The organism is Sphingobium anseongense, assembly GCF_037725245.1.
GTDB lineage: Bacteria > Pseudomonadota > Alphaproteobacteria > Sphingomonadales > Sphingomonadaceae > Sphingobium.
This window is the reverse complement of the sequence record NZ_JBBJUL010000002.1, coordinates 126,446-148,513: the sequence shown is the minus strand read 5'-3', so window position 1 is coordinate 148,513 and position 22,068 is coordinate 126,446. Positions and strand designations below refer to the sequence as shown.

Here is a 22,068-nt window from a genome sequence, read left to right as displayed (position 1 = left end):
GCGATTTCCGAGTCATCAGATGATTCCATCTGATTAGAAATCGCTCTAGTTGTCCGCTTTGACCTTGGTTAGGTCATAGGCGCCAAGGCCCGGCTTGTAGCTTTTCTCGTCGATGAACTGGCGAATGCCTTCCTTGCGACCATCGGTTTTGTCATGGAAGTTGGCGGCTTCCTGCATGCGCACCAGATAATCCTCCGCTTCGTCATAGGTCATCGTGCCGACGCGGCGGACGGCATCCTTCGCGAATTTCAGGGCGACGGGGTTTTTCCTGAGCAGGATTTCCGCAACCGCGCGGGTCCGGTCCTTCAACTGGTCCAGCGGCACGCTTTCATTGACGAGGCGCATGGCGGCGGCCTGCTTGCCGTCGATCAGGTCGCCTGTCAGCGTCAGCCACATGGCGTCACGCATCGGCAGCAGATCGACGACCACCTTTGTCACGCCGCCGCCGGGTAGGATGCCCCAGTTGATTTCGGACAGGCCAAATTGCGCCTCGTCCGCGCTGATCGCCAGGTCGCAGGCGAAAAGCGGGCCAAAGCCGCCGCCAAAGCACCAGCCGTTGACCATGGCGATCGTCGGCTTTTGGAACCAGCGCAGGCGGCGAAACCAGCCATAGCTTTCGCTCTGCGACTTGCGGACGCCGCGCAGTCCTTGCGATTCGGTTTCCCGAAAATACTCCTTCAGGTCCATTCCGGCCGACCAGGCGGAGCCTTCGCCGCCTAAAACCAGCACGCCCACGTCATCGCGGAACTCCAGTTCGTCCAGCACTTCCATCATCCGCCGGTTAAGCGTGGGGCTCATGGCGTTGCGCTTTTCGGGCCGCGCAAAATTGACCCAGGCAATCCGGTCCTCGACATGGACCGAAACAACATCCTTTTCAGGCATCATCATCTCCCTGCATCAGTTTTTGGAAATAAGGGGCCGGAACGGCCGGCGCTGATGTATCCCTGGCATACAATATCCGGGAGGGGATAAGCAAGTCGCAATATGTGATGATCCTATTCGGGCAAGCAAAATTATGTTGCGGAATTAGTATCCCTGGGATACGTTTTGCGTTATATAAAAGACAAGCCGGGCTGGATCGCCGACGTGGCGAGATGGGGAGGGAGGGATATGACGCTATACCCGGATTATGTCGGGCCTTCAGCGGAGCGAATGTCGCGAAGCGTCATAGAGCGCTTCTCCACCAGACTGGTGCCGCACCAGCGCAGGCGTCTGTTTTGGCGCGATGTCGTCGCCAATGCCTTTCCGGGCATGACCGTCGACGCATCGGAGGGCATAGAGGCCGATCTGGCGCGCTGTTCGATCGGCGGTGTCGGGCTGACACGGGCGCGAAGCGATCGCGCCAGGGTTAGCAGGATCGCGTCTCAGAACGATGACCGGCATCTGCTGCTGCATATATTGCGTCGCGGCACCATGACAATGGCGCATGGAGACGAGAGCGGCAGCGCGCGCGTCGGGGAAATCATCGTTGCTGACGACACGCGCCCCTACACTATCGATATATCACGATCAAACGACTGCCTGATCCTCCAGGTGCCGGTAAGGATGATGGGCGAGGATGTCGCCGCGCGCGACTGGCACGGGTGTCTTCTGCCCGCGAATGATCCCAATGTCGCGTTTCTGGGGCATGTGCTCCAGGGCGTCTGGTCGCAGCGGGAGCATCTGGCGGACATGGATGATGATATCGGGGCGTTGATGGCCGATGCCGCGCGCATGGTCTGTCGACGCAAGCCGGAGGGTCAGCCGACCAGCCGGCCATGGCGTTCTCCTGTGCACTATGCGCTCGACAATCTGGGTAATCCCGATCTGGGCACCGCTTTGATCGGTGAAGCGCTCGATCTCTCGACGCGAGCGGTTCAGAAGGCCTTTTTCCGCCAGGTCGGCCTGACGCCGACGACCTTCATCACTATGCAACGGCTGGAACGGGCGACGGTCCTGTTGGCCCGCGACGATAGGCAGACGATCACCGACATCGCCTTTGAAGTCGGCTTTAATGATTCGGCTTTCTTCGCCCGCTGCTTTCGCCGCCAGTTCGGTCTGTCGCCCAGCATGTGGCGGAGCAGGAAGGGCGCGGACCCAATCCTGTCGTAGCCATTGCGCCGCACCCCGACGTCAGGTTCGCGTACATCCTTATCGGGGGTTCGCGTGCATCCAAGACCCGGAGCGCGTCGGCCGGTAGAAAAAATATAAATCGCCAGAACAAGGCATAGATTTTTAGGGGAGAGACATTCCATGAGAAAAACGACCATCGCGCTGTTGCTGGCCTCCGCTGCCTGGACAGCCGCACCCGCCATCGCACAGGATAGCCCGCAGGCCACCAGTGACGCGAGCGCCGACCAGAACGGGATCGCGGACATCGTTGTCACCGCGCAGAAGCGGGCTGAAAATGTACAGGACGTGCCGATCGCGATTTCGGCTTTCACCTCGCAAGCGTTGCAGGAGCGGGCGATCGGCAGCGTGTCGCAATTGTCGGCGATCGCGCCCAACGTCAATCTGGACGCCGGCACGCCCTTTTCCGGTTCGACCGCCGTGCTGGCTGCTTATATTCGCGGCATCGGTTCCGATGATTTCGCGTTCAACATCGATCCGGGGGTCGGCATCTATCTGGATGGCGTCTACCTGGCGCGCACCGTGGGCGCGAACCAGGATCTGCTCGACGTTGCCCGCATCGAGATATTGAAGGGACCGCAGGGCACGCTGTTCGGTCGCAACACGATCGGCGGCGCCATCTCCATCGTGACCAGCGATCCGGGCAAGGAATTCAAGGCTACGGGTGACGTGACGGTTGGCAGCTACGACCTGCTTCAGGTCCGTGGATCAGTGACCATCCCGATCACCGAAGGTCTCAGTTCGGCGATCACCTTTGGCGTCAAGACCCGCGACGGTTTCCTAAAACGCGTGCCTTTCCCTGACCAGCGTGTCAACAACACGCCATCCTTCACCGCTTTTTCGGCAGCGGGCTATGACAGCGCCAGCCGCGAGGGCGAAAACGACAACTGGAACCTGCGCGGCAAGCTGAAGTGGGACGATGGCGGCGCGATCCGCGCGACCTTCTCGGGCGACTATAGCAAGGACAAGGGCACTTCGGCGAACAAGCTGCTTGGCACGGCGGAATTCGTGCCCGGAAATTTTGCAGGCGCGACCAATTTGCCCGGCACCGCGTTCGACCCGACCGGCACCACCGGGTTCCTGTTCGCCGGTCTCTATAATTTCTGCATCGGCAGCACGGGCGCACAGATCGCCGCCCGCAATGCTTCTGCCCTGTGTGGCGTGTCGGGCACGCAGTTCAATCCGCAGTTCCAGTTGCCGAGCTATGCCAGCGTCAATGTAGACGGTAACCCCGCCAATGATCGCCTGCCCTGGGACAGTCGCTATCTGATCAACGACAAGGATCGCAGCTATGCGACCGGCAACAGCTATTCCGATCTACAGACCTGGGGATTGAGTGGCATCGTCGATTTCGATCTAGCGGACAATGTCGCGCTCAAGTCGATCATCGCCTATCGCGAACTGCACTGGAATGCGGGACTGGATGCGGACGGGTCGCCGCTCAATTTCGGCCAGCTCAGCTTCACCATGAACCAGAAGCAGTTCAGCCAGGAACTGCAACTGCTGGGCGACGCATTGGACAAGAAGCTGCGGTACGTTCTTGGCGCTTATTATTTCAGCGAATCCGGCGACCTGCACGATTATGTCACCTTTTCGGAAGGACAGGTCCAGGTCGACGGGCCCAATCAGTTGTCCACCAAAAACTATGCCTTTTTCGGCCAGTTGGACTATCGCCCGATCGACCTGATCGGCATCACCATCGGTGGGCGCTACACCAATGAACGCAAGCGGTTCGAGGGTGGCCAGCAGGAACTGAACGGTTTCAATTACAAGCTGTTCGGATGCGCCAATTCCGACGGCACCATTTTTCCGAACGGGCCGTTCCCGCTGGCTCCCATCCCATGTCAGGTGGGGTTGAGCTTTCCCGATCCGACCAATCCGGTGCGGGTCTATACCCCCGGCGTGAACCGCAAGAAGTTCAGCGACTTTTCGCCCAAGGTCGGCGTTCAGGTCCATCCAAACGAGGATGTTATGCTCTATGGCAGCTGGTCGAAGGGCTATAAGACCGGCGGCTGGACCACGCGGCTGACCAATCCGCAAGGCAATGTCGCGCCCGACTTCAACGAGGAAAAGGCGACCACCTGGGAAGCGGGTATCAAATCGACCCTGCTGGATCGCCACCTCCAGGTGAACGCCGCAGTCTTTTCGACCAAATATCGCGACATTCAGCTCAATATCCAGGTTGGCACGTCGCCGACCATCTCCAACGCAGGCGACGCCCTTATTCGCGGGTTCGAACTGGAAGTCCTCGCCGCGCCCGTGGACGGCCTGACCATCAACGGATCGGTCGGCTATATCGACGCCCAATATACGTCGGTTTCCCCTGCTACCGCCGCGGTGGGTGGAGCAAATCCCTTCCAGGCAGGCACGCTTGTGGGCGAAACCCTGCCCAAGACGCCCAAGTGGAAGATCAATGTCAGCCCGCGCTATGAAGCCAAGCTCGGCAATGGCGGCTCGCTGGTCGTGCTGGCCGACTGGACGCACAGCTCCAGCGCGTGGAACGATACGCAGCGGACCTTGCTGTTGAAGCGCGTGGCCGCTGACATCGTCAACGCCAGCATCAGCTATCGGGAGCCGGGCGGCCACTGGTCGCTGACCGCAGGCGGCACGAATCTGACGGACAAGCGCTTCCTGACTTCGGGGGGGTCGAATATCGCGGCGGGCGCGATTTTCGGCACCTATAACCGGCCGCGCGAATGGTATCTGCGCTTCGGCTTCGACTTCTGAGCGGTGGGGGTGCTGACTATAGACGCCGCCGTCATCGAGCGGTCGGGCGATCCATTCCGGTTCGAGCAACTGGCCATGGATCCGCCCGGCCCCGGTCAGGTGCGGGTGCGTATCCACGCTTGCGGTATATGTCATACCGATATGGTGATGCGGGAGGGGGCGTTACCCATCCCCTTTCCCGTCATCCTGGGTCATGAAGGCGCGGGCATTGTCGAAGCGGTCGGGGCGAATGTCGACGGATTGACGGCGGGCGACCATGTCCTGCTGAGCTTCCATAGTTGCGGTGTTTGCTCCGCCTGCCACGATCATCAGCCGGGCTATTGCAGAGAGTTCGTGCCGCGCAATTTTCTGGGCCTTCGACGGGCGGGCGAGGGAGATATCCGGCGCGGCGAACAGCCGATCGGCAGCAATATCTTTGGCCAGTCGGCCTTCGCGACCTATGCGTTGGCGCATCAGGACAATGTGGTGCGGATCGACGCGGACCTGCCGCTGGACCTGCTCGCGCCGCTGGGTTGCGGCGTCCAGACCGGCGCGGGCACGGTGCTGGAAACGCTGAGCGTCCAGCCGGGCCAGTCGATCGCGATCATGGGGGCGGGCGCGGTCGGTCTGTCTGCATTGATGGCTGCGAAGATTACGGGGGCCGGCTGCATCGCGATCCTTGATCGCCATGCGCACCGGCTGGAACTGGCCCGCGAACTGGGCGCGACGGAGGCTGTGGATGATCTCGCGGCGCTGGAGGGAGTGTTCGACCATATCGTCGATACGACGGGCGTGCCCACCCTTCTTTCGCAGGCCATCGCGATGCTGGCCCCGCGTGGTACGCTGGCGCTGGTCGGCGCCTATCCCAGCGATGGACTGGCGATCGATCCTTCGGCGATCATGAGCCTGGGGCGGCGGATCGTCGGCGTAGTGGAAGGCGGCATCGATCCTCAGCGCTTCATTCCACGCCTGATCGCTTATTATCGGGAAGGCCGCCTGCCGCTCGAAAAGCTGGTCCGTTATTATCCCTTTGCGCAGATCGAAGAAGCGTTCGCCGCATCCGAACGGGGGGAAGTGATTAAGCCCGTGGTCGTGATGCCATAAGCGGCGAGCCGTTGCTGGCAGTATCAAGGAGCAGCCATTGGATATTGAGCAAGTCCCCACGAAGACATGGCCCCGCAATGCCTGGTATGTCGCCTGCACGCCGGACGAGATCGATGGGAAGCCGCTGGGGCGGCAGATTTGCGGCGAACGCATGGTCTTTTTCCGTGGCGGTGACGGCAAGGTCGCGGCGCTCGACGATTTTTGCCCTCATCGGGGCGCGCCGCTGTCGCTTGGCTTCGTTCAAGGCGGTGCGCTGGTCTGCGGCTATCATGGGCTCGCCATGGGATGCGAGGGGAGCACGGTCGCGATGCCGGGGCAGCGCGTCGGTGGTTTCCCGCCCATCCGTACTTTTCCGGTGATCGAACGCTATGGCTTCATCTGGGTGTGGCCGGGCGATGCGGAGGCCGCCGACCCGGCCCGTCTGCACCATCTGGAATGGGCCGAAAGCGACGAATGGGCCTATGGCGGGGGCCTGTATCATGTCGCCTGTGATTATCGCCTGATGATCGATAATCTGATGGATCTGACGCACGAAACCTATGTCCACGCCACCAGCATCGGCCAGAAAGAGATTGACGAAGCGCCGGTCAAGACGCGGGTGGTCGGTAAGGAGGTCGTCACCAGTCGTTTCATGGACGGGATCAAAGCGCCGCCTTTCTGGCAAATGGCGCTGGAGAGCGCGGGGCTGCCGGGTGATGCGACCGTCGATCGCTGGCAGGTCTGCCGCTTCTCGCTGCCGAGCCATGTGATGATCGAGGTCGGCGTCGCGCTGGAGGGGAAGGGCGGTTACGACGCGGACGACAAGGATAAGGCATCGAGCATCGTCGTGGATTTCATCACGCCCGAAACCGAAACGTCGCACTGGTATTTCTGGGGCATGGCCCGGCGCTTTGCCGTTCAGGACAAGGCGCTGACCGACACTATTCGCGAAGGGCAGGGCAAGATATTCGGCGAGGATATGGAGATATTGCAGCTGCAACAGCGCAACCTCGACCGCTATCCCGACCGCAAGCTGCTGCTGCTGAATATCGACGCGGGCGGTGTCCGTTCGCGGATGATGATCGACCGCGCGCTTGCCGAAGAAGCCGGCGCACGTCAGTTGACGCAACGCGCGGACACGGTCTGATCGGCGCATAAGGCGAGAGTGAGATGAGCAGCAACAGAGGTGCAGTCTATGTCGCCCCCGGCAAGGTCGAGGTGCAGGATATTGCCGATTCGAAGCTAGACGCCCAACGGCCGCCGGATCGAACATGGCGTGATCCTCAAGGTGCTTTCGACCAACATCTGTGGGTCGGACCAGCATATGGTGCGTGGCCGCACGACCGCGCCCGCCGGGCTGGTGCTGGGCCATGAGATTACCGGCGAAGTGATCGAGAAAGGCGTCGATGTCGAGATGCTGGAGATCGGCGACATCGTGTCGGCCCCGTTCAACGTCGCCTGCGGCCGCTGCCGCATATGCGAGTCGCAGGACACCGGCGTGTGCCTGACGGTCAATCCGGCGCGGGCGGGCGGTGCCTATGGCTATGTCGATATGGGCGGCTGGATCGGGGACAGGCCCGTTATGTGACAGTGCCCTATGCGGACTTCAATCTGCTCAAACTGCCCGATCGTGATCGGGCGATGGAGAAGATTTCCGATCTCACCATGCTGCGCCCGTGCTGAAATATAATCGACAGTTGATGATGGCGATCCTGCACGACCGGCTGCCTATCGCCGACATCGTCAATGCCAAGGTCATATCATTGGAGGATGCGGCGGCCGGATATGAGACGTTCGATAAGGGCGCGGCGGAGAAGTTCGTGCTCGATCCCCATGGCGCGATCCTGAACGCGGCGTAGCGGCAGGGGGGCGCCGCCACAACGCGCGGCGCCCATCTGTTGGTTTACCAGGCAAGCGTCCCGCGACGTTCGGCGAAAAGCCAGGCGTCGTTCTGCAACATGAGCCGGTCAAAGAAATCCCCGACCAGCACCTTGTCGGCCATGTGCAACAGGACATAGCTGTGCGCCCGCACTTCCAGTTCCGAAACGACGTCGACCAGGATATTCGCCATGACATGACGGGCGATGCGTTTGGGCCTGTCGCGGAAGAAGGCGCGGATCGCTTCCTTGCCGATGATCGGCGCATCCGGTTCAGTCGGACGCGCGAAGCGGCCATCGTCGGTGAACATAGCGGCAAGGCCATCATGGTCGTGCGCGTCGTTCAGTATGGCGAAGCGGCGAATCTGCCGTTCGACGGCCCATTCGATGTCGTTCATATATGGGGCCTTCAAGCCTGAAGTTGTGCGCGCAACCAGTATTGCAACGCCTCGGTAACGGCCGTTGGCGCTTCCATCGGGGCCATGTGGCCGCTGTCGGGAAAGACGACGTAGCGGGCATGGGGGATGGCCGCGGCAATCGCTTCATGCTGTTCTGGCGGACTCCAGCGATCCTGTTCGCCAACGCCGATCAAGACGGGACAGGCGATTGCGCCAAGCTGCGTCCGCGCATCGGGGCGACCGAGCAACGCGCCGATCTGATTGCGATGAATCTGCGGCGACATGCGCTCGACCATCGCATAGAGTTTTTCGCGCAGGCTCGGGTCCGCGTCGAGCGTTCCGTCCTTCACCATCGGCGGCAGCCAGCGATCTGCCAGCGCGCGCATCCCCGACCGGGCGCTGATATCCAGCAGTTCCTGACGGCGAACAGGTTCGTCGGTCGTCGCGGGATGTACGCCGGTATCGAGCAGCGCGATGCGGTCTACCCGTTCCGGTGCCTGATCGACCACCGCCAGCGCAACTCGCGCGCCCATCGAGTGGCCCGCAATCGAAAAGCGCGCCGGGGCGTCAGCCAGAATATCGATGGCCATCTGGCCGATCGAGCACTGGCGGGTCAGATCGGGAACGATAACGTCATAATCGGCGGCCAGGACTGTATGTTGATGTTCCCACACGGTCGAATCGCATAAAAGGCCGGGCACCAGATAGATTGTTTCGCGCACTACAAAATCCTTGTGACAGCCGCCGTACCTGAGGCTTGCGCCCTTATCGCTTGGCGGACCGCGGCTGGTCGGACCATTTTGAGCGTAGATAGCGTAGATTCTCGCCATGGATGGACATGTGCTACACTGTAGCCTAGGGATACATTTTAGCACAGCCCTTCATGTATCGCAAATGCAGAGACGGACGTGTCTTAAGCTGAGTTGTTGTACGGAGCGGAACGCGACCGCGATGCAGATGGCATGACAAAAAGTGCCTGTAGAATATTGGCAGAGGACGGAGCGTTGCCGTGAAACCAACACCTGATGTCTTGAAGTTTTCCGCGTCGCTGGAAGAAGCCGGCGCTCCCAATTTTACAGAGCTTTCGATCGAACAGGCTCGTGCCCCCTATCGGGAGCAGAGCGCGGTGTTCGGGGGACCACAGATAGAGATGGCGACTGTGGAGGATCTTGCCGCCGAAGGGCCGCTTGGTTCCATTCCGCTGCGACACTATCGTCCGCATGGGTTACCCCAGGGGTCGGTGCCCGCGCTGATATATATTCATGGCGGCGGATGGGTGATCGGCGATCTCGAGTCTCACGACAGAATTTGCCGCCAGTTGGCGCAACGTACTGGATGTGCAGTTGTTGCGGTGGACTATCGACTTGCGCCCGAACATCCCGCGCCTGCATCGTCCAATGACGTCATCGCTGCCTTCTGGTGGATTGTCGCGAACGCTTACACGCTCGGCATTGATCCTGAACGGATCGCCGTTGGCGGTGACAGCGCAGGCGGCAGCCTCAGCGCGGTGGTCGCCATCGCCGCTCGGGATGCCAATTTCCAGCTTTGCTGCCAGGTCCTTATCTATCCTGGGACGGACAATCGTGAAACGGCCTGGAATTATCCGTCCCGCGTTCGCAACGCGGCGATGCCGCCCCTGACGCAAGAGGTGATGAAATATTTCCTCGATGCGTATCTGACGGATGAAACGATCGCGGCGCACTGGCATATATCGCCTCTGGTCGTGAAAGAGATGGCTGGCCTTTGCCCCGCGCTCGTCATCACGGCAGGGTGTGACGTTCTGCATGACGAGGGCAGCTTTTATGCCGAAAGGCTGGAACAGGCCGGCGTCGAAGTGATGCGCCGTACCTTTCCCGGCATGATCCACGGCTTCATCGAACTGGGCGCCATTCTGCCGGAGACCTTCGAGGCGCTGGACATGATTGCGTTGATGCTGCGCCAGCGTCTGACTGCGCGTAGCTGAGCTTTTCAAGCCCGCCGCGACTTCGTTCCGCTTGCCCCTGAAACCTCGCATTGTCTGCTCGGATGAGTTGACGCATCCGCTCTCTCGTGGGACTTAGTGCATGATTGCGCTGCGAGGCGTCGGCGGCGGATGACGTTTCGCTGACAGCAGATAGCGGAGAGGTCTTTGGATTATTTTTTCTCCTACGACGAGCAGAGCAATCTGTTGAAGGTAACGCAGAGTGGCTACTGGTCATTGGAGATCTTCGACCGCTTCAAGCAGGAATTTCTCGCGCTGCATTCAGAGATCCTGACCCGTCATCATAGCTATCGGGTTTTCGCCCAGTGTACCGACTATCCGGTACAATCCCACGAGGTGGGCGAAGCCTTCTCCGTATTTTTCGCGAAACTGATGGCGGAAAATAATGGGCGCTATGCGATCCTTGTGGGCAGCGCGCTGAACAAGATGCAGGCACAGCGCGTGATACCGCAACCCCATGTCAAGACATTTACCAGCAGCGATGCTGCAATGGCCTGGCTGATGGCATAAAGGAAGGAACGCTAGGCAGCGCTAAGGTGGCGCAATGCAGGAACCGTGGCGTGACAGCCTTCAATGGCTGATCTCGCTCAATCCCCTTTCTTCCCGCATCGATGTGAAATCATAGCTCGCACGGGATCGTCAGTGAGGTGGTGCCGTTTTTTTGGACAGGATGCTCAGCTAATCCCGACCTGATGGATTGGTACGGGAATGAAGACGACGAGGAAGCGCTACAGCGCGGATTTTAAAGCCAAGGTTGCGTTGGAAGCGATTCGTGGCGATTTGACGCTGGCGGAGCTGGCCGCCAAGCATGGCGTGCACCACATGATGATCGCATCGTGGAAGCGGCAAGCCCTCGACGGGATGGCAGGCACCTTTTCCGGGGCGGGCGATGTTGCCAGGGCCGTCAGCGAGAGCGAGGTAGAAAAACTGCACGCCAAGATCGGGCAGTTGGTGGTGGAGCGGGATTTTTTAGCGAAAGCCTTCGGTCGATGAGCGTGGACCGGAGGCGGGCGATGGTCGAACCTGCTCACCACCGCCTGTCGATCTCGGCGCAGTGCCGCCTGCTGCGGATCAGTCGCTCGGCCTGTTACTACGCCCCGGTGCCGGAAGCGGACGAGACGCTGGCACTGATGACGGTGATCGACGAGACCTTCATGGAGTGCCCGTGGTATGGCAGCCGCCAGATGGCGCGGTATCTGCGGCGCAATGGTCGGGATATTGGTCGCCGTCGCGCGCGGCGGCCGATGGCGAAGATGGGCCTGACGCCGATCTACTAGCGGCCGCGCACCAGTGATCCCCACCCGCGGCACCGGGTCTACCCGTATCTGCTGCGCAAGCTGGCGATCGAGCGGCCCAATCACATGTGCTGCGCTGACGTGACCTACATCCCCATGCGCCGCGGCTTCCTCTATCTGGTGGCGATCATGGACTGGGCAACCCGCAAGGTGTTGGCCTGGCGGCTGTCGAACACGATGGACGCCGGCTTCTGTGTCGCGGCTCTGGAGGAGGCATTGGCCCGGTTCGGCAAGCCGGAGATCTTCAACACCGACCAGGGTAGCCAGTTCACGTCGCAGGCCTTCACCACGGTGCTGCGCGAGGCCGATGTCCGCATCGGCATGGACGGCCGGGGCCGGTGGATGGACAATGTGCGGGACAAGGCTAAGGTCGTTGATCCCGGTAATGCCGATCTATCAATCCCGCCGCGCAAGAAGCATCTCCATGACGTCCGAAGAACCTTCTGCACGTATTTGTGCAAGACCGACCTCACGAATGAGGAAATCGGGCGCATCATGGCATGGGCACCGGATCGGGTTGTTACCCGCTCCATCGTCAACATGCGTTGGTGCGTGCAGGTGTCCACTGGGACGGGTCGGGCGCCGTTGGTCAGTTGAGCGCCGCCATGCCAAGGGCTAGCGCGCCCATTGGCCCGGCATCGGCGCCCAAGCCGGGTTGAACCATGATATGCTGCGCAGCATCGGCGGTGACGTGCGGAAGATAGTTCGACAGCATATCGACCGATCGTGCGCGGATCATCGGCAACAGAAAGGGCCGGCCGAGCGCGACGCTGCCGCCGATCAAAATCCTGTGGGGCGATACCGTCAGCAGGATCGCGCACACCAACTCCGCCAGATCCTGCGCGACGAAGGACCATTGCGGATCGTCATCGCCAATGTCTTCGCCAGGCCGGCCGAAGCGGGCCTTGAGCGCGGACCCCGATACGAGTCCTTCCACGCAATCGCCATGGAAGGGACAGGCGCCCGCGAAATTGTCGCCCTGCGCTCTGCGAAAGCGCATGTGGCCGAGTTCGGGGTGGAGCATGCCGTGAACGGGCCTGCCGTCCATGACGATGCCGCCGCCCACGCCCGTGCCGATCGTCAGGTAGCATAGGCTGCCGCACCCTTGCCCCGCGCCCCATCGCCACTCGGCGAGCGTGGCGCCATTGACGTCGGTGTCGATCCGCCAGGGCACATCGAAGCCCCCGGCGAGCTGTCCGGCGATGTCCGCGTCCGACCAGCCCGCCTTGGGCGTTGCGAGCATGCGACCGAAATCCGCCGCCGTCCGATCGAGGCGTAACGGACCGAAGGAGGCGATGCCCAGCGCGTCGATCGGGCTGTGCCCATGCCAGTCGAGCAGCGCCATACGAAGGGCGCCCAGCGTTTGCGCCGGGTCCGTCGTGGGTACGACCAGCCTTTCGACCACGCGCCCGGCCTGGGCGACCAGCGCGATTGCCTTGGTGCCGCCCAGCTCGACGCCCGCAATCCGGTCTGCATGTTCCATCGAGCCATCCTCCAGCCAGGCATCGACGAACCAACCTAGCGCGAAACCCTGCATCGCGCGAGGGGCCCCCCTGCAATAGTTCCGTGCCCTGTCGGCCTCGCAGGACATGGTCCGTCCGCGCATCACCGAATATCAGCGCGTGAAGATTGCGCCGCCCGACCCGTCTGCCACGCCAGATTTGGCCATGGTTCATGCCGAAGCGATGATCGAGCGGCATGGGGAGATGCAGCGGCCCCATCGCCCAGGGCGAGGCTATACGGGCCATGCGCGCGCCGTTGACGACATCATGGCGCGAAAGAGTGGCAGACCTTGGGTGCGTAAACGTGCCGCATGGACGCCATGGGCGCTATGCTGGCACGTTCACCCGTGGCGTCGGTTTGCGATCACGCACTTGCGCCGGCGATATGACCCTCGCGGATCGCCGCCTGGACGAAGCGCGGGGCGCTGGCATCGCCGATCACATGGAGGTTGGCGACCCGCCCTTCCAGTGCGTCGTATATCTCGCGGTTCTGGCGATTATGCGAGACAAGGACGATGGTGTCGGCCGGTATCGTCACCGAATCCGCCAGAGTGTCGTACAGATGGGCCGGCCCGACGGTAATGTCGGCGTCGCCGATGGCGATGCCGCGGGTGCGGACCATGTAGCTGAAGGGCTTGCCCTCCATGCGCTGCAGATAGGGTTCGACCATCAACGTCAATCGCGCGGTCGGCGCGACTTCGCGCAGGGGCGTGACATAGGTAACCCGCAGACCCTGGTTGATCAGGAATTCCGCCGCTCCCAGCCCCTCGAAATGGCCGACATCGTCAAGCACGACGGCAGTCTGGCCCAGGTTGGATGGCGTCGCCATGAACAATTCGGTGGAAGAAATGACGCCCCTGCGTTCGACATTGGTGATGGGTTCGCCAATGTGCGACATTTGCACACCGTTCATCCGCTCCATCGCCCCCGTGGCGACGATCACGACATCCGCGCCGATCTCCAGCACGTCGTCGGCGTCCAGATAGCTGCTGAGGCGAACCTCGACCCCCAGCCGGAAAATTTCTTCCTCCAGCCACGTGATGATGTCGAGCAGATTGTGCCGCGTCGGAACCTTCCCCGCTGCGCGCAAAGCACCGCCAAGATAGGGGTTCGCCTCGGCCAATATAACATTATGTCCGCGCGTCGCCGCGACCCGCGCCGCCTCCATCCCGGCGGGGCCGCCACCGACGACCAGGACGGTGCGCCGCTCGGGCGCGGTGGTCAGCAGGTGATCGCCGCGCTCCAGCTCATGCCCCGTGCCAGGATTGACGGCACATTCCATCGGCGCACCGATCAGCAGGTTGGTGACGCACGCCTGGTTGCAGGCGATGCACGGCCTGACGCTATCGCTGTGGCCAGCCAGGCTCTTGGCAACCAGTTGGGGGTCGGCAATCATCGCGCGCACCAGGCCCACCATGTCGGCTTCGCCAGCGCGGATGACCTGGTCGATTTCTTCCAGCGTGCGAAAACGGCCCGTGATCAGGGTCGGCACCTTGACGGCCTGGGTGATGGGAATGCTGGTGGGAAGCTGGTAGCCCGTCGGCTCATTCATGCCGCCGATCATCTTGTCGTTGCGGTTGTAGCTGCCGACGGAAACGTTGATATAATCGACCAGCCCCTTTGCTTCGAGGGTTTGAGCGAGCAGGATGGTTTCTTCCTCGCCGATGCCGCCCGGCGCAAGATCATTGCCGACGCGCGCGCCGACGACGAAATCCGATGATACGGCGCTTCGTACCGCCGTGATCACTTCAAGCATGAAGCGCATCCGGTTTTCGATGGAGCCGCCATATTCGTCATCGCGATCATTGGTCAGCGGCGAGTAAAATTGCGCGGGCAGATAACCGTGGGCAAAATGCAGGTCGACACCATCGACGCCGCACGCCTCCATGCGGCGCGCGCAATCGGCATAGGATGCGACGATCTCGTCGATCATGGCCTTCGTCATGCGGACCGGTACATGGCCAGACGTGATATTGGGAACGTCCGATGCGCTCCACGGCGGTATGCCGTCAAATCCACCGGTGTTGCCCCCGTGCCAGAGTTGCTGGAACAGCCGTGTGCCATGCGGCTTGATCCGGTCGACCAGCCTGCGCATGCCGGCATCATATTCGGGGTCGAACAGATTCTGGTACATTCTGGTCGACGGGTGAACCGATCCGATCTCATTGATGATGAGACCCACGCCCCCACGCGCCCGTTGTTCGTGATAGGCGATCAGGACATCGGACATATATCCCCCGCCCAGGTCGGTCGCATGGGCGGATCGGAACGTCCGGTTCTTGATCTCGAGATTGCGGAGCCTGATGGGCTTATCGACGTGGGTGTAGGACATGGGACCTCTCAGAAACATTTTCGCGTTATGGATTTGGGGCGAAGAACACCCGCCTCGTTATTATGATGATGCCTCAAAAGGCGCACGCGGAACAGCCGTCGCCCGTCGGTGGCGCCGCCTGGGTGACGAGCAAGGCAGGAGCATCGGCCTGCGCTGCCATGGGGCAGAAACAGGGCGTGCTCCAACCCTCGTCGCCGTGACGGCAGGGGCATCAATTTTGGCAAAGTCGCGCTCTCGCATTCTACCCTCATCCCATCTCCAGCACCTGATGGCGGCTGGATTTCGGCTCACCGCGACCATCAGGATACTGAACGCGTCCGCCATTGCGTGTTTGCGCGATTAGTATGGTAATACTATGGCGCTAGCGAGTCAGGTTCGACCTGTCAACTGGTCGGCGATGACAGTGACTCGGCTTCGTCACCCCCTACAGAATCGGTGCGATCGGCGATCGGGTATCGGCGGTTCCAAGGCGAAATTCGATGCCGCAGCGCTTGTAGTGCGAGCAGGAAAACAGGGGTCGGGATCGGTCCGACGACGGCCCTCCCGCCTATCAGCGTTGAGGTCATAGCTCTCCGGCCATCCAAATGGTCTGGCGAAGGAAGCCGTGGGTGGCCCCGCATATGGCAAGGCGTCCCGTTCGGCTGGCGCATATTCCCATCGCCAGACTGCCAAAAGGCTGTTGCGCGCCAACCGGCCATCCTTCACCACTGACAGCTGTAGAAAGCCACCGCGGATGCGGTTCTAGATCGTCGGGACAGCCCGCGCGGAGAGGAGAGCAATGGGACGTTTGTCAGGAAAAGTCGCGGTCGTCACGGGCGGCGTGTCGGGAATCGCGCTCGGTATCGTCGAAATGTATGTCGATGAGGGCGCCAAGGTCATCGTCGCCGATATCCAGGCGCATAAAGGCGCGGCGATCGAAGGGCGCTTTCCCGGATCGGTCTTTTTCAGCGCCTGCGATATCCGCAACGAGGATGATATCGCCCGGACGATGGCGATGGCCGAAGAAAAGTTCGGCGGACTCGACATCGTCGTTCATGCGGCCGCGTCGGTGGATCACAAGGAGAAGATCGTCGATCTGACCACCCAGGCTTGGGATGATGGGCAGGCCAATCTGCTGCGCAGCCATGTCATGTGCATCAAGCATGCGGTCGCGCCCATGGAAAGACGGGGCGGGGGATCGGTCATTCTCGTCTCGTCCGCCGCCGCTGAAAATTTCTCGCCGGCGGCCAGCATGGTCTATGTGGTCTGCAAGGGCGCGGTACTCTATCTCGCGCGCTGGGCCGCGTTCGAGCTTGCCGGCAACAAGGTGCGGGTCAACGCCATCGTTCCCGGCGCCTATGCGACGTCGATGTGGGGCCAACTGGTCGGGGCGAGCACGGATGTGGCCGATGTCATGCCGGCGCATCTCGATGAAATGATGTCGGGATCGCAGCCTTTGCCCGTAGCCGGCAAGCCGATGGACATCGCCTATGCCGCGACGTTCCTGGGATCGGATGAATCGCGCTTCGTCACCGGGACGCAGCTTGCCGTGGACGGGGGTCTTTCGGTATTTCGTCCGGCGGTGCCGCGGGAGAAGGTGATGGCCTATCTCGAGGAAGCAAAGGCGCAGGCGGAACAGGAACTGCAACGGGCCGAATAAGGGCGCCCGCCGATGAGGCGGGGATGACCTGCCGGCTATCGGCGGTCTGGCCTTATTGGCGATTGCGCTGAAAATGCGCCTTTGCGACAGAAGCGTGACGGTTCATAATGGTTGTCGAGAGATGAGGTGAATGATGACGCATGTAGCGCGAGTGAATGGCTATTATACGGGCGTGGTCCATGGGAATATCGACGCGCTGTGGGACGTCCTGATGGACTGGGGCGACATAAGCTGGTTCCATCACGGGGATAATGACGGGCCGGCGCTCGCCCTGTCTTTTCTGGAAGGCGAACCTGACGCCATTCCGCGAACGCGCGTGATGACGCGGGACAATGCGGTCGATGCCGGATTGCCTTTGGAAAATAGAGAGGTCCTGATCCTGGCGGACAAGAAATCCTATCGCATCTATTATGATGCGAATGATGGTATGATCGGTGGCATTCGCAATTATCTTGCGAGTTGGACGCTTGATCCCATTTCCGACGACAGCTGCCAGATGAGCATTCAATCCATGTACGACGTGGATGAAACCGGCACGGTCGAGGAAGCGAAAGGCTGGCTGGACGCCGTCTATGTCATGATCGTCGAGGGGCTGGACCGGCACATGATCAAGCAGCGCGGAGCCGAAGCGGCGTTAAGCAGCCCTGCCTGATCGGACAAAGGCGAGCCTGCCGCCGGCGCGTCGGTCCACGATCGACGCGCCGGGGCATGGAACATTCAGGGCCGTCCGCCATCCACCTGGATCAGTGCGCCGGTCGTGAAGCTTGAATGGTCCGACGCCAAATAGAGGACGGTCGACACGATCTCTTCAGGCTCGCCATAGCGCTTGATCGCGGACTTGATGTTCTTCGCCTTGTCGGGCGACCATGCCTTAGCGATGTCGGTACGGAAACTGCCGGGCAGGATTGCGTTGACCCGCACCTTGGGCGCATATTCAAAGGCATGGGCGATGGTAACGGCGTTCAGCGCTGCCTTCGCACCCGAATAGGGCGCATATTCGGGCTGCGGCCGGATCGAGCCGATCGACGAAATGTTGATGATGCTGCCGCCGTCGCCTTCCGCCATGCGGCTCGCGACCAGCGCAGTCATGCGGAACGGCCCCTTGAAATTGACGCCGATCACCTTGTCGAACAGCGCTTCGGGCGTACCCAGCGATCCGTCGGACAGCGGCGACATGCCGGCATTGTTGACCAATATGTCGACCTTGCCGAACCGCGCATAGGCCGCGTCGGCGAGCCGGTCGATGTCGTCCCAGCGCCCCAGATGCGCGCCGACCCCCAGCGCCTGGACGCCATATTCCGACTCGATTTCGGCGGCCAGCTGTTCGCAATTTTCAGCGTTGCGGCTGGCGATGACGACGTTTGCGCCCTGTTCGGCAAAGGCCCGCGAGATTGCCGCGCCCAAACCGCGGCTGCCGCCGGTGACGAGGGCGACCTTGCCGCTGAAATCGAAATATTGCTTCATGACCGGACCTATAGCGATTGGGTGAGGGTATTGCGTGCCAGAGCGGCGATCGTCGCGACACGATCCTGCGTATGGGTGACGGCGCGGTTGACCCCCGTGCCGATGCTCGCGCGCTTCAAAATGCCCTGGATCATGACCGCATAGCGGAACTGAACGAAGCTCAGGTAAAAGCCGAGATCGGGAATGCCGCCGATGCCCATGCGCCGGCAATAGCTGTCGATATAGGCGTCGAGCGACGGGATGCCGAGCGCGTCCAGATCATGGCCGATCAGCGTCGTTGCGCTCCCTTCGGCAAAGCCGAGCGGTTCCCACCAGGCGCGCGTGTTATGCGCCAGGTCGATATAGGGGTTGCCCAGCGTCGAAAGCTCCCAGTCCAGCGCGGACAGGACCTTCGGTTCGGTCGGATGGACCATCGCGTTGTAAAGGCCAAAATCCCCGTGCAGGATCGCGGTCGGCTCGCTCGCTGGCAGCCGTTCGGCGAGCGCCTGCATCAGCCAGTCGATATCGGGCACGTCGACCAGCTTGGATTGTTCGTAATTGCCGCACCAGCGCTTGAGGTTGCGCGCCGTAAAGCCGGTTTCCTTGCCGAAACCCTCAAGGCCGAGCGCCCTGTAATCGAGCTTGTGCAGGTCGGCGAGATAGGCGTTCATCGAATCATAGATGGCGGTCCGGTCCGCCTTGTCGACATCGGGCAGGTCGGCGTTCCAGAATACCCGCCCGGCGATGAATTCGGTGATGTAGAAGGCAGAGCCAATGACCGATTCATCGTCGCAATAGAGCGCGGGGCGGGGGACGGGGAACCCGGCATCGGCCAGCGCCTTGGTCACGCGATATTCGCGGTCGATCGCATGGGCGGAGGCGAGCAGCTGGCCGGGCGGCTTGCGGCGCAGAACATAGCTTTTGTCATGTCCCACCAGCTTGTAGGTGGGGTTCGACTGGCCGCCCTTGAACTTTTCGACCGCAAAGTCGCTGCCCAGACCATCGACGCGGGGGCCAAGATAGGCGGCAAGCTTTTGCGTATCGAGCGCCAGATGTTCGGGCGGCGCTTCCGTGCCGGTGAGCAGTTCCTGCCGATCAGCCATGTTTGGCCCCTTCGCTGGATTTGGGCGGAAGATATTTGTTGAGTTCGTTGCGGGCTATGACGCGGTTGTGCACTTCGTCGGGCCCGTCGCCGATGCGCATCACGCGCAGGCGGGCAAAGGCATAGGCGAGGCCGAAATCGTCGCACATGCCGGCCGCACCATAGGCCTGCTGGACGACGTCGCACAGCTGCTGCGCCAGTTCGGGCACGATGACCTTGATCTGCGATATCTCGCTGCGGGCGTTCTTGACGCCCACAGTGTCCATAAGCCACGCCGTCTTGTACACGAGCAGACGGCTCATTTCGATGTTGATGCGCGCGCGGGCGATCCGCTCCTTCCACACGCTTTCGTCGGACAGCCGCTTGCCGAAGGCGACGCGGGTAGTAAGTCGCGTGCAGAGCTTTTCAAGCAGCCGTTCCGACACGCCGATGATCCGCATGGCGTGATGGATGCGCCCTGGCCCCAGGCGGCCCTGCGCGATCTCAAAGCCGCGCCCCTCGCCAAGGATGACATTCTCGGCTGGAACCCTGACATTTTCGAACAGGATTTCCGCATGGCCGTGCGGACGGTCATGATAGCCGAAGATCGGCAGCGAGCGCACCAGCTTGACGCCCGGCGTGCTGGGTTCGACCAGGATCTGGGTCTGCTGGAGGTGGATGGGCGCGTTGGGATCGGTCTTGCCCATCACGATGAAGATCTTCGTGCGCGGATTATAGGCGTTGGTGATCCACCATTTGCGCCCGTTGATGACATAATGGTCGCCGTCGCGCTCGATCCGGGTCTCGATATTGGTCGCGTCGGAGGAAGCCACCGCCGGTTCGGTCATGGCGAAGCAGGACTTGATCTCGCCTGCCAGCATGGGCTTCAGCCACTTTTCCTGCTGCTCGGGGCTGCCATAGAGCGACAGCACGTCCATGTTGCCGCTGTCGGGCGCGTTGCAGTTGAACACTTCCGACGCCCAGTGAACCCGCCCCAGCGCCTCGGCGATCGGCGCATAGTCCAGGTTACTCAGGCCCGGCCCGTGGCGCGTATCATGCATGTGCATGTTCCACAGACTCGCGTCCCGCGCCTTCTGCTGCAATTCGAGCATGAGCGGGGGTACGCGCCAGAGGTCATTGGTCTCATCGCCAAGCTGTTCCTCGTACAGCGCCTCGTTCGGATAGACATTGTCTTCCAGAAACGTCTGCACCCGGGCGAGCCATTCCTTGCCCCGCGGACTGATGGCGAAATCCATATTAAGCTCCGTTACAGGCCCAGGCGCGATGGCGAGTTGAACGCAATCTGCGCCGGGCGATGAGAATCAGAAGGCCAGGCCTGGCGCTATCGGCACTTTCAAGATCGAACAGACTCCGTTTGCGACCATTGCTGCACCGATGCGCGATAGCACGTCAGAAGGGCAGATCAAGCGGCGGCAACCATCCGTCGATGAAGATTGTCGATATCGTCCCCCCTCGCCCCTAAAGAATTTATAGGTTATAGGACCTATCGCCGGCGTGTCAAACGCAGGGACTGGGAGATATGGGATGGCCAAAATACTCGTGACCGGTGGCACCGGGAATATCGGCATGTATGCCGTAGCGGAATTTATCCGTCGGGGGCATGATGTCGTCGTCCTAGATCGTGTTGCCGCGTCGCCGATCCTTCAGGCGATCGCGCCCGCCGCCATGATCGTGCAGGGCGACATTTTGGATCAAGATCAGCTTTTCGATATCGTCGGCGCCAATGCGATCGACCATATCCTGCACCTTGCCGCCTTCCTGGGCCCGGAATCGTCGTCGGACCCGATCAAGGCAATGAAGGTGAACTGCCAGGGCACCGCCAACGTCTTCGACGCGGGTCTGCGCCACGGGGTCAGGCGGGTCTGCTGGGCCAGCTCGATCGCAGCGGTCGGCACGATGCCCGATTATGACGGCCGGCTGGTCGACGAAAGCTATCGGATTGCGCCGACCACGCCCTATGGGGCGAGCAAATATTTTTGCGAGCTGATGACCGGCGCCTATCTCGCCAAGGGGCTGGATATCACCTGCGTCCGGCCGGCATTCGCGTTTGGCCTGGGCAAGCTTTCGGGAAGCTGGGGCGCGAACTATAACAGGGTCATCTATAATGCCGCGACGGGCAGGCCGTCGATCTTCCCGGCCTGGTCGACCAACGGGCTTCAGATCATCTACAACAAGGACCAGGGTAAATTCTGTGTCGATGCGACCCTTTGCGACCGCAGCGACAACTGGCTCTTCAATACACCCACCGAGCCGCCATTTTCGGAAGACTCCTTTATCGCGCTGATCAAGTCCGTCGTTCCCGATGCGGTGATAACCCGCGATCCGCAGGCCCCGTTCGGATCGGCATTCCCACCCAATGTGGATGGCGGGCGGGCGATCCGGGAACTGGGTTTCGAACCCGATTATGGGGTAAAGGCGGGCATCGCGGACATGGTCGATTATTATCGCCGCTTCCCCGATCAGGACCTGTGACGGGACCTGCCACTTGACGCGTCGGGGCCGTCGCGCCGGCAAATCTTTCGGCCCATCGATCGCCGGAAAAAATAGTCGGCCGAACAAGAGTGCGTCTGGATAACTCGCGATGGCTGCTATAACGGGTTC

19 protein-coding genes and 1 pseudogene are annotated in these 22,068 nt (G+C 61.4%); 12 read left to right on the top strand and 8 right to left on the bottom strand.

From position 1 onward, the window contains the following. Window positions 1–45: 45 nt before the first annotated feature. On the bottom strand, window positions 46–888 hold the full coding sequence (locus WG908_RS02985) for a p-hydroxycinnamoyl CoA hydratase/lyase (RefSeq protein WP_340185086.1): 843 nt from the start codon (window positions 886–888) through the stop codon (window positions 46–48). A 264-nt stretch (window positions 889–1,152) separates the two neighbouring features. On the opposite strand from WG908_RS02985, the gene WG908_RS02980 reads away from it, so the two are divergent. From WG908_RS02980 to WG908_RS02955, 6 genes are all read left to right on the top strand, one after another. Continuing rightward, window positions 1,153–2,091 carry an AraC family transcriptional regulator gene (locus WG908_RS02980; protein ID WP_340185085.1) on the top strand — a complete coding sequence of 313 codons (939 nt, stop codon included), beginning with the start codon at window positions 1,153–1,155 and terminating at the stop codon, window positions 2,089–2,091. A 141-nt stretch (window positions 2,092–2,232) separates the two neighbouring features. After that, complete coding sequence (locus WG908_RS02975) at window positions 2,233–4,836, top strand: TonB-dependent receptor (RefSeq protein ID WP_340185084.1); 2,604 nt, start codon at window positions 2,233–2,235, stop codon at window positions 4,834–4,836. Between the two features lie 9 nt (window positions 4,837–4,845). Then, window positions 4,846–5,919 (top strand): NAD(P)-dependent alcohol dehydrogenase, encoded by a 1,074-nt coding sequence (locus WG908_RS02970; RefSeq protein WP_340185083.1) that lies wholly within the window; start codon window positions 4,846–4,848, stop codon window positions 5,917–5,919. Window positions 5,920–5,956: 37 nt separating this feature from the next. Continuing rightward, entirely contained in the window at window positions 5,957–7,045 is a 1,089-nt protein-coding gene (locus WG908_RS02965; RefSeq protein ID WP_340185082.1) for a Rieske 2Fe-2S domain-containing protein, read from the top strand. 129 nt (window positions 7,046–7,174) lie between these two features. Beyond that, complete coding sequence (locus WG908_RS02960) at window positions 7,175–7,486, top strand: alcohol dehydrogenase catalytic domain-containing protein (protein ID WP_340185081.1); 312 nt, start codon at window positions 7,175–7,177, stop codon at window positions 7,484–7,486. An 88-nt stretch (window positions 7,487–7,574) separates the two neighbouring features. Next, window positions 7,575–7,757 carry a hypothetical protein gene (locus WG908_RS02955; RefSeq protein ID WP_340185080.1) on the top strand — a complete coding sequence of 61 codons (183 nt, stop codon included), beginning with the start codon at window positions 7,575–7,577 and terminating at the stop codon, window positions 7,755–7,757. 44 nt (window positions 7,758–7,801) lie between these two features. On the opposite strand, the gene WG908_RS02950 is transcribed toward WG908_RS02955, so the two are convergent. After that, window positions 7,802–8,173 (bottom strand): nuclear transport factor 2 family protein, encoded by a 372-nt coding sequence (locus WG908_RS02950; protein ID WP_340185079.1) that lies wholly within the window; start codon window positions 8,171–8,173, stop codon window positions 7,802–7,804. Window positions 8,174–8,184: 11 nt separating this feature from the next. Further along, a complete protein-coding gene (locus tag WG908_RS02945; protein ID WP_340185078.1) occupies window positions 8,185–8,895 on the bottom strand; it encodes an alpha/beta fold hydrolase in 711 nt (236 codons plus the stop codon). A 287-nt stretch (window positions 8,896–9,182) separates the two neighbouring features. Here WG908_RS02945 and WG908_RS02940 point away from each other — a divergent pair, with 287 nt between their 5' ends. The 3 genes and pseudogenes from WG908_RS02940 to WG908_RS02930 all read left to right on the top strand — a co-directional run. Further along, window positions 9,183–10,136 (top strand): alpha/beta hydrolase, encoded by a 954-nt coding sequence (locus tag WG908_RS02940; RefSeq protein WP_340185077.1) that lies wholly within the window; start codon window positions 9,183–9,185, stop codon window positions 10,134–10,136. Between the two features lie 165 nt (window positions 10,137–10,301). Beyond that, a complete protein-coding gene (locus WG908_RS02935; RefSeq protein ID WP_340185076.1) occupies window positions 10,302–10,664 on the top strand; it encodes a hypothetical protein in 363 nt (120 codons plus the stop codon). Between the two features lie 198 nt (window positions 10,665–10,862). Further along, window positions 10,863–11,803: pseudogene (locus WG908_RS02930) on the top strand (IS3 family transposase); the annotation flags it as partial. 235 nt (window positions 11,804–12,038) lie between these two features. Here the strand turns inward: WG908_RS02930 and WG908_RS02925 are convergent. Beyond that, on the bottom strand, window positions 12,039–12,986 hold the full coding sequence (locus WG908_RS02925; protein ID WP_340185075.1) for an ROK family protein: 948 nt from the start codon (window positions 12,984–12,986) through the stop codon (window positions 12,039–12,041). A 329-nt stretch (window positions 12,987–13,315) separates the two neighbouring features. Beyond that, entirely contained in the window at window positions 13,316–15,283 is a 1,968-nt protein-coding gene (locus WG908_RS02920) for an oxidoreductase (protein ID WP_340185074.1), read from the bottom strand. Window positions 15,284–16,061: 778 nt separating this feature from the next. Between WG908_RS02920 and WG908_RS02915 the strand changes: the two genes are divergently transcribed. Beyond that, the gene (locus WG908_RS02915; protein WP_340185073.1) at window positions 16,062–16,922 is read left to right on the top strand and encodes an SDR family NAD(P)-dependent oxidoreductase; all 861 of its coding nucleotides are present in this window, start codon (window positions 16,062–16,064) and stop codon (window positions 16,920–16,922) included. Window positions 16,923–17,052: 130 nt separating this feature from the next. Further along, window positions 17,053–17,574, top strand: coding sequence for an SRPBCC family protein (locus tag WG908_RS02910; RefSeq protein ID WP_340185072.1), 522 nt, complete (start codon window positions 17,053–17,055; stop codon window positions 17,572–17,574). A gap of 65 nt (window positions 17,575–17,639) precedes the next feature. On the opposite strand, the gene WG908_RS02905 is transcribed toward WG908_RS02910, so the two are convergent. From WG908_RS02905 to WG908_RS02895, 3 genes are read right to left on the bottom strand one after another with little or no spacing between them, the layout of a single operon-like run. Further along, a complete protein-coding gene (locus WG908_RS02905) occupies window positions 17,640–18,386 on the bottom strand; it encodes an SDR family NAD(P)-dependent oxidoreductase (RefSeq protein WP_340185071.1) in 747 nt (248 codons plus the stop codon). An 8-nt stretch (window positions 18,387–18,394) separates the two neighbouring features. Continuing rightward, window positions 18,395–19,468 carry a phosphotransferase family protein gene (locus tag WG908_RS02900; protein WP_340185070.1) on the bottom strand — a complete coding sequence of 358 codons (1,074 nt, stop codon included), beginning with the start codon at window positions 19,466–19,468 and terminating at the stop codon, window positions 18,395–18,397. Next, window positions 19,461–20,702, bottom strand: a complete 1,242-nt coding sequence (locus WG908_RS02895; protein ID WP_340185069.1) for an acyl-CoA dehydrogenase family protein — start codon at window positions 20,700–20,702, stop codon at window positions 19,461–19,463. The genes WG908_RS02900 and WG908_RS02895 overlap by 8 nt, the downstream gene beginning before the upstream one ends. A 289-nt stretch (window positions 20,703–20,991) precedes the next feature. Here WG908_RS02895 and WG908_RS02890 point away from each other — a divergent pair, with 289 nt between their 5' ends. Continuing rightward, on the top strand, window positions 20,992–21,939 hold the full coding sequence (locus WG908_RS02890; protein WP_340185068.1) for an NAD-dependent epimerase/dehydratase family protein: 948 nt from the start codon (window positions 20,992–20,994) through the stop codon (window positions 21,937–21,939). Window positions 21,940–22,068 lie beyond the last annotated feature (129 nt).

Bases quoted from the DNA above. Each gene is read 5' to 3' on its own strand.
- WG908_RS02900 (WP_340185070.1), bottom strand. From the start codon at position 19,468: ATGGCTGATCGGCAGGAACTGCTCACCGGCACGGAAGCGCCGCCCGAA.
- WG908_RS02895 (WP_340185069.1), bottom strand. From the start codon at position 20,702: ATGGATTTCGCCATCAGTCCGCGGGGCAAGGAATGGCTCGCCCGGGTG.
- WG908_RS02980 (WP_340185085.1), top strand. From the start codon at position 1,153: ATGTCGCGAAGCGTCATAGAGCGCTTCTCCACCAGACTGGTGCCGCAC.
- WG908_RS02925 (WP_340185075.1), bottom strand. From the start codon at position 12,986: ATGCAGGGTTTCGCGCTAGGTTGGTTCGTCGATGCCTGGCTGGAGGAT.
- WG908_RS02915 (WP_340185073.1), top strand. From the start codon at position 16,062: ATGGGACGTTTGTCAGGAAAAGTCGCGGTCGTCACGGGCGGCGTGTCG.
- WG908_RS02975 (WP_340185084.1), top strand. From the start codon at position 2,233: ATGAGAAAAACGACCATCGCGCTGTTGCTGGCCTCCGCTGCCTGGACA.
- WG908_RS02985 (WP_340185086.1), bottom strand. From the start codon at position 888: ATGATGATGCCTGAAAAGGATGTTGTTTCGGTCCATGTCGAGGACCGG.
- WG908_RS02950 (WP_340185079.1), bottom strand. From the start codon at position 8,173: ATGAACGACATCGAATGGGCCGTCGAACGGCAGATTCGCCGCTTCGCC.
- WG908_RS02920 (WP_340185074.1), bottom strand. From the start codon at position 15,283: ATGTCCTACACCCACGTCGATAAGCCCATCAGGCTCCGCAATCTCGAG.
- WG908_RS02905 (WP_340185071.1), bottom strand. From the start codon at position 18,386: ATGAAGCAATATTTCGATTTCAGCGGCAAGGTCGCCCTCGTCACCGGC.
- WG908_RS02910 (WP_340185072.1), top strand. From the start codon at position 17,053: ATGATGACGCATGTAGCGCGAGTGAATGGCTATTATACGGGCGTGGTC.
- WG908_RS02890 (WP_340185068.1), top strand. From the start codon at position 20,992: ATGGCCAAAATACTCGTGACCGGTGGCACCGGGAATATCGGCATGTAT.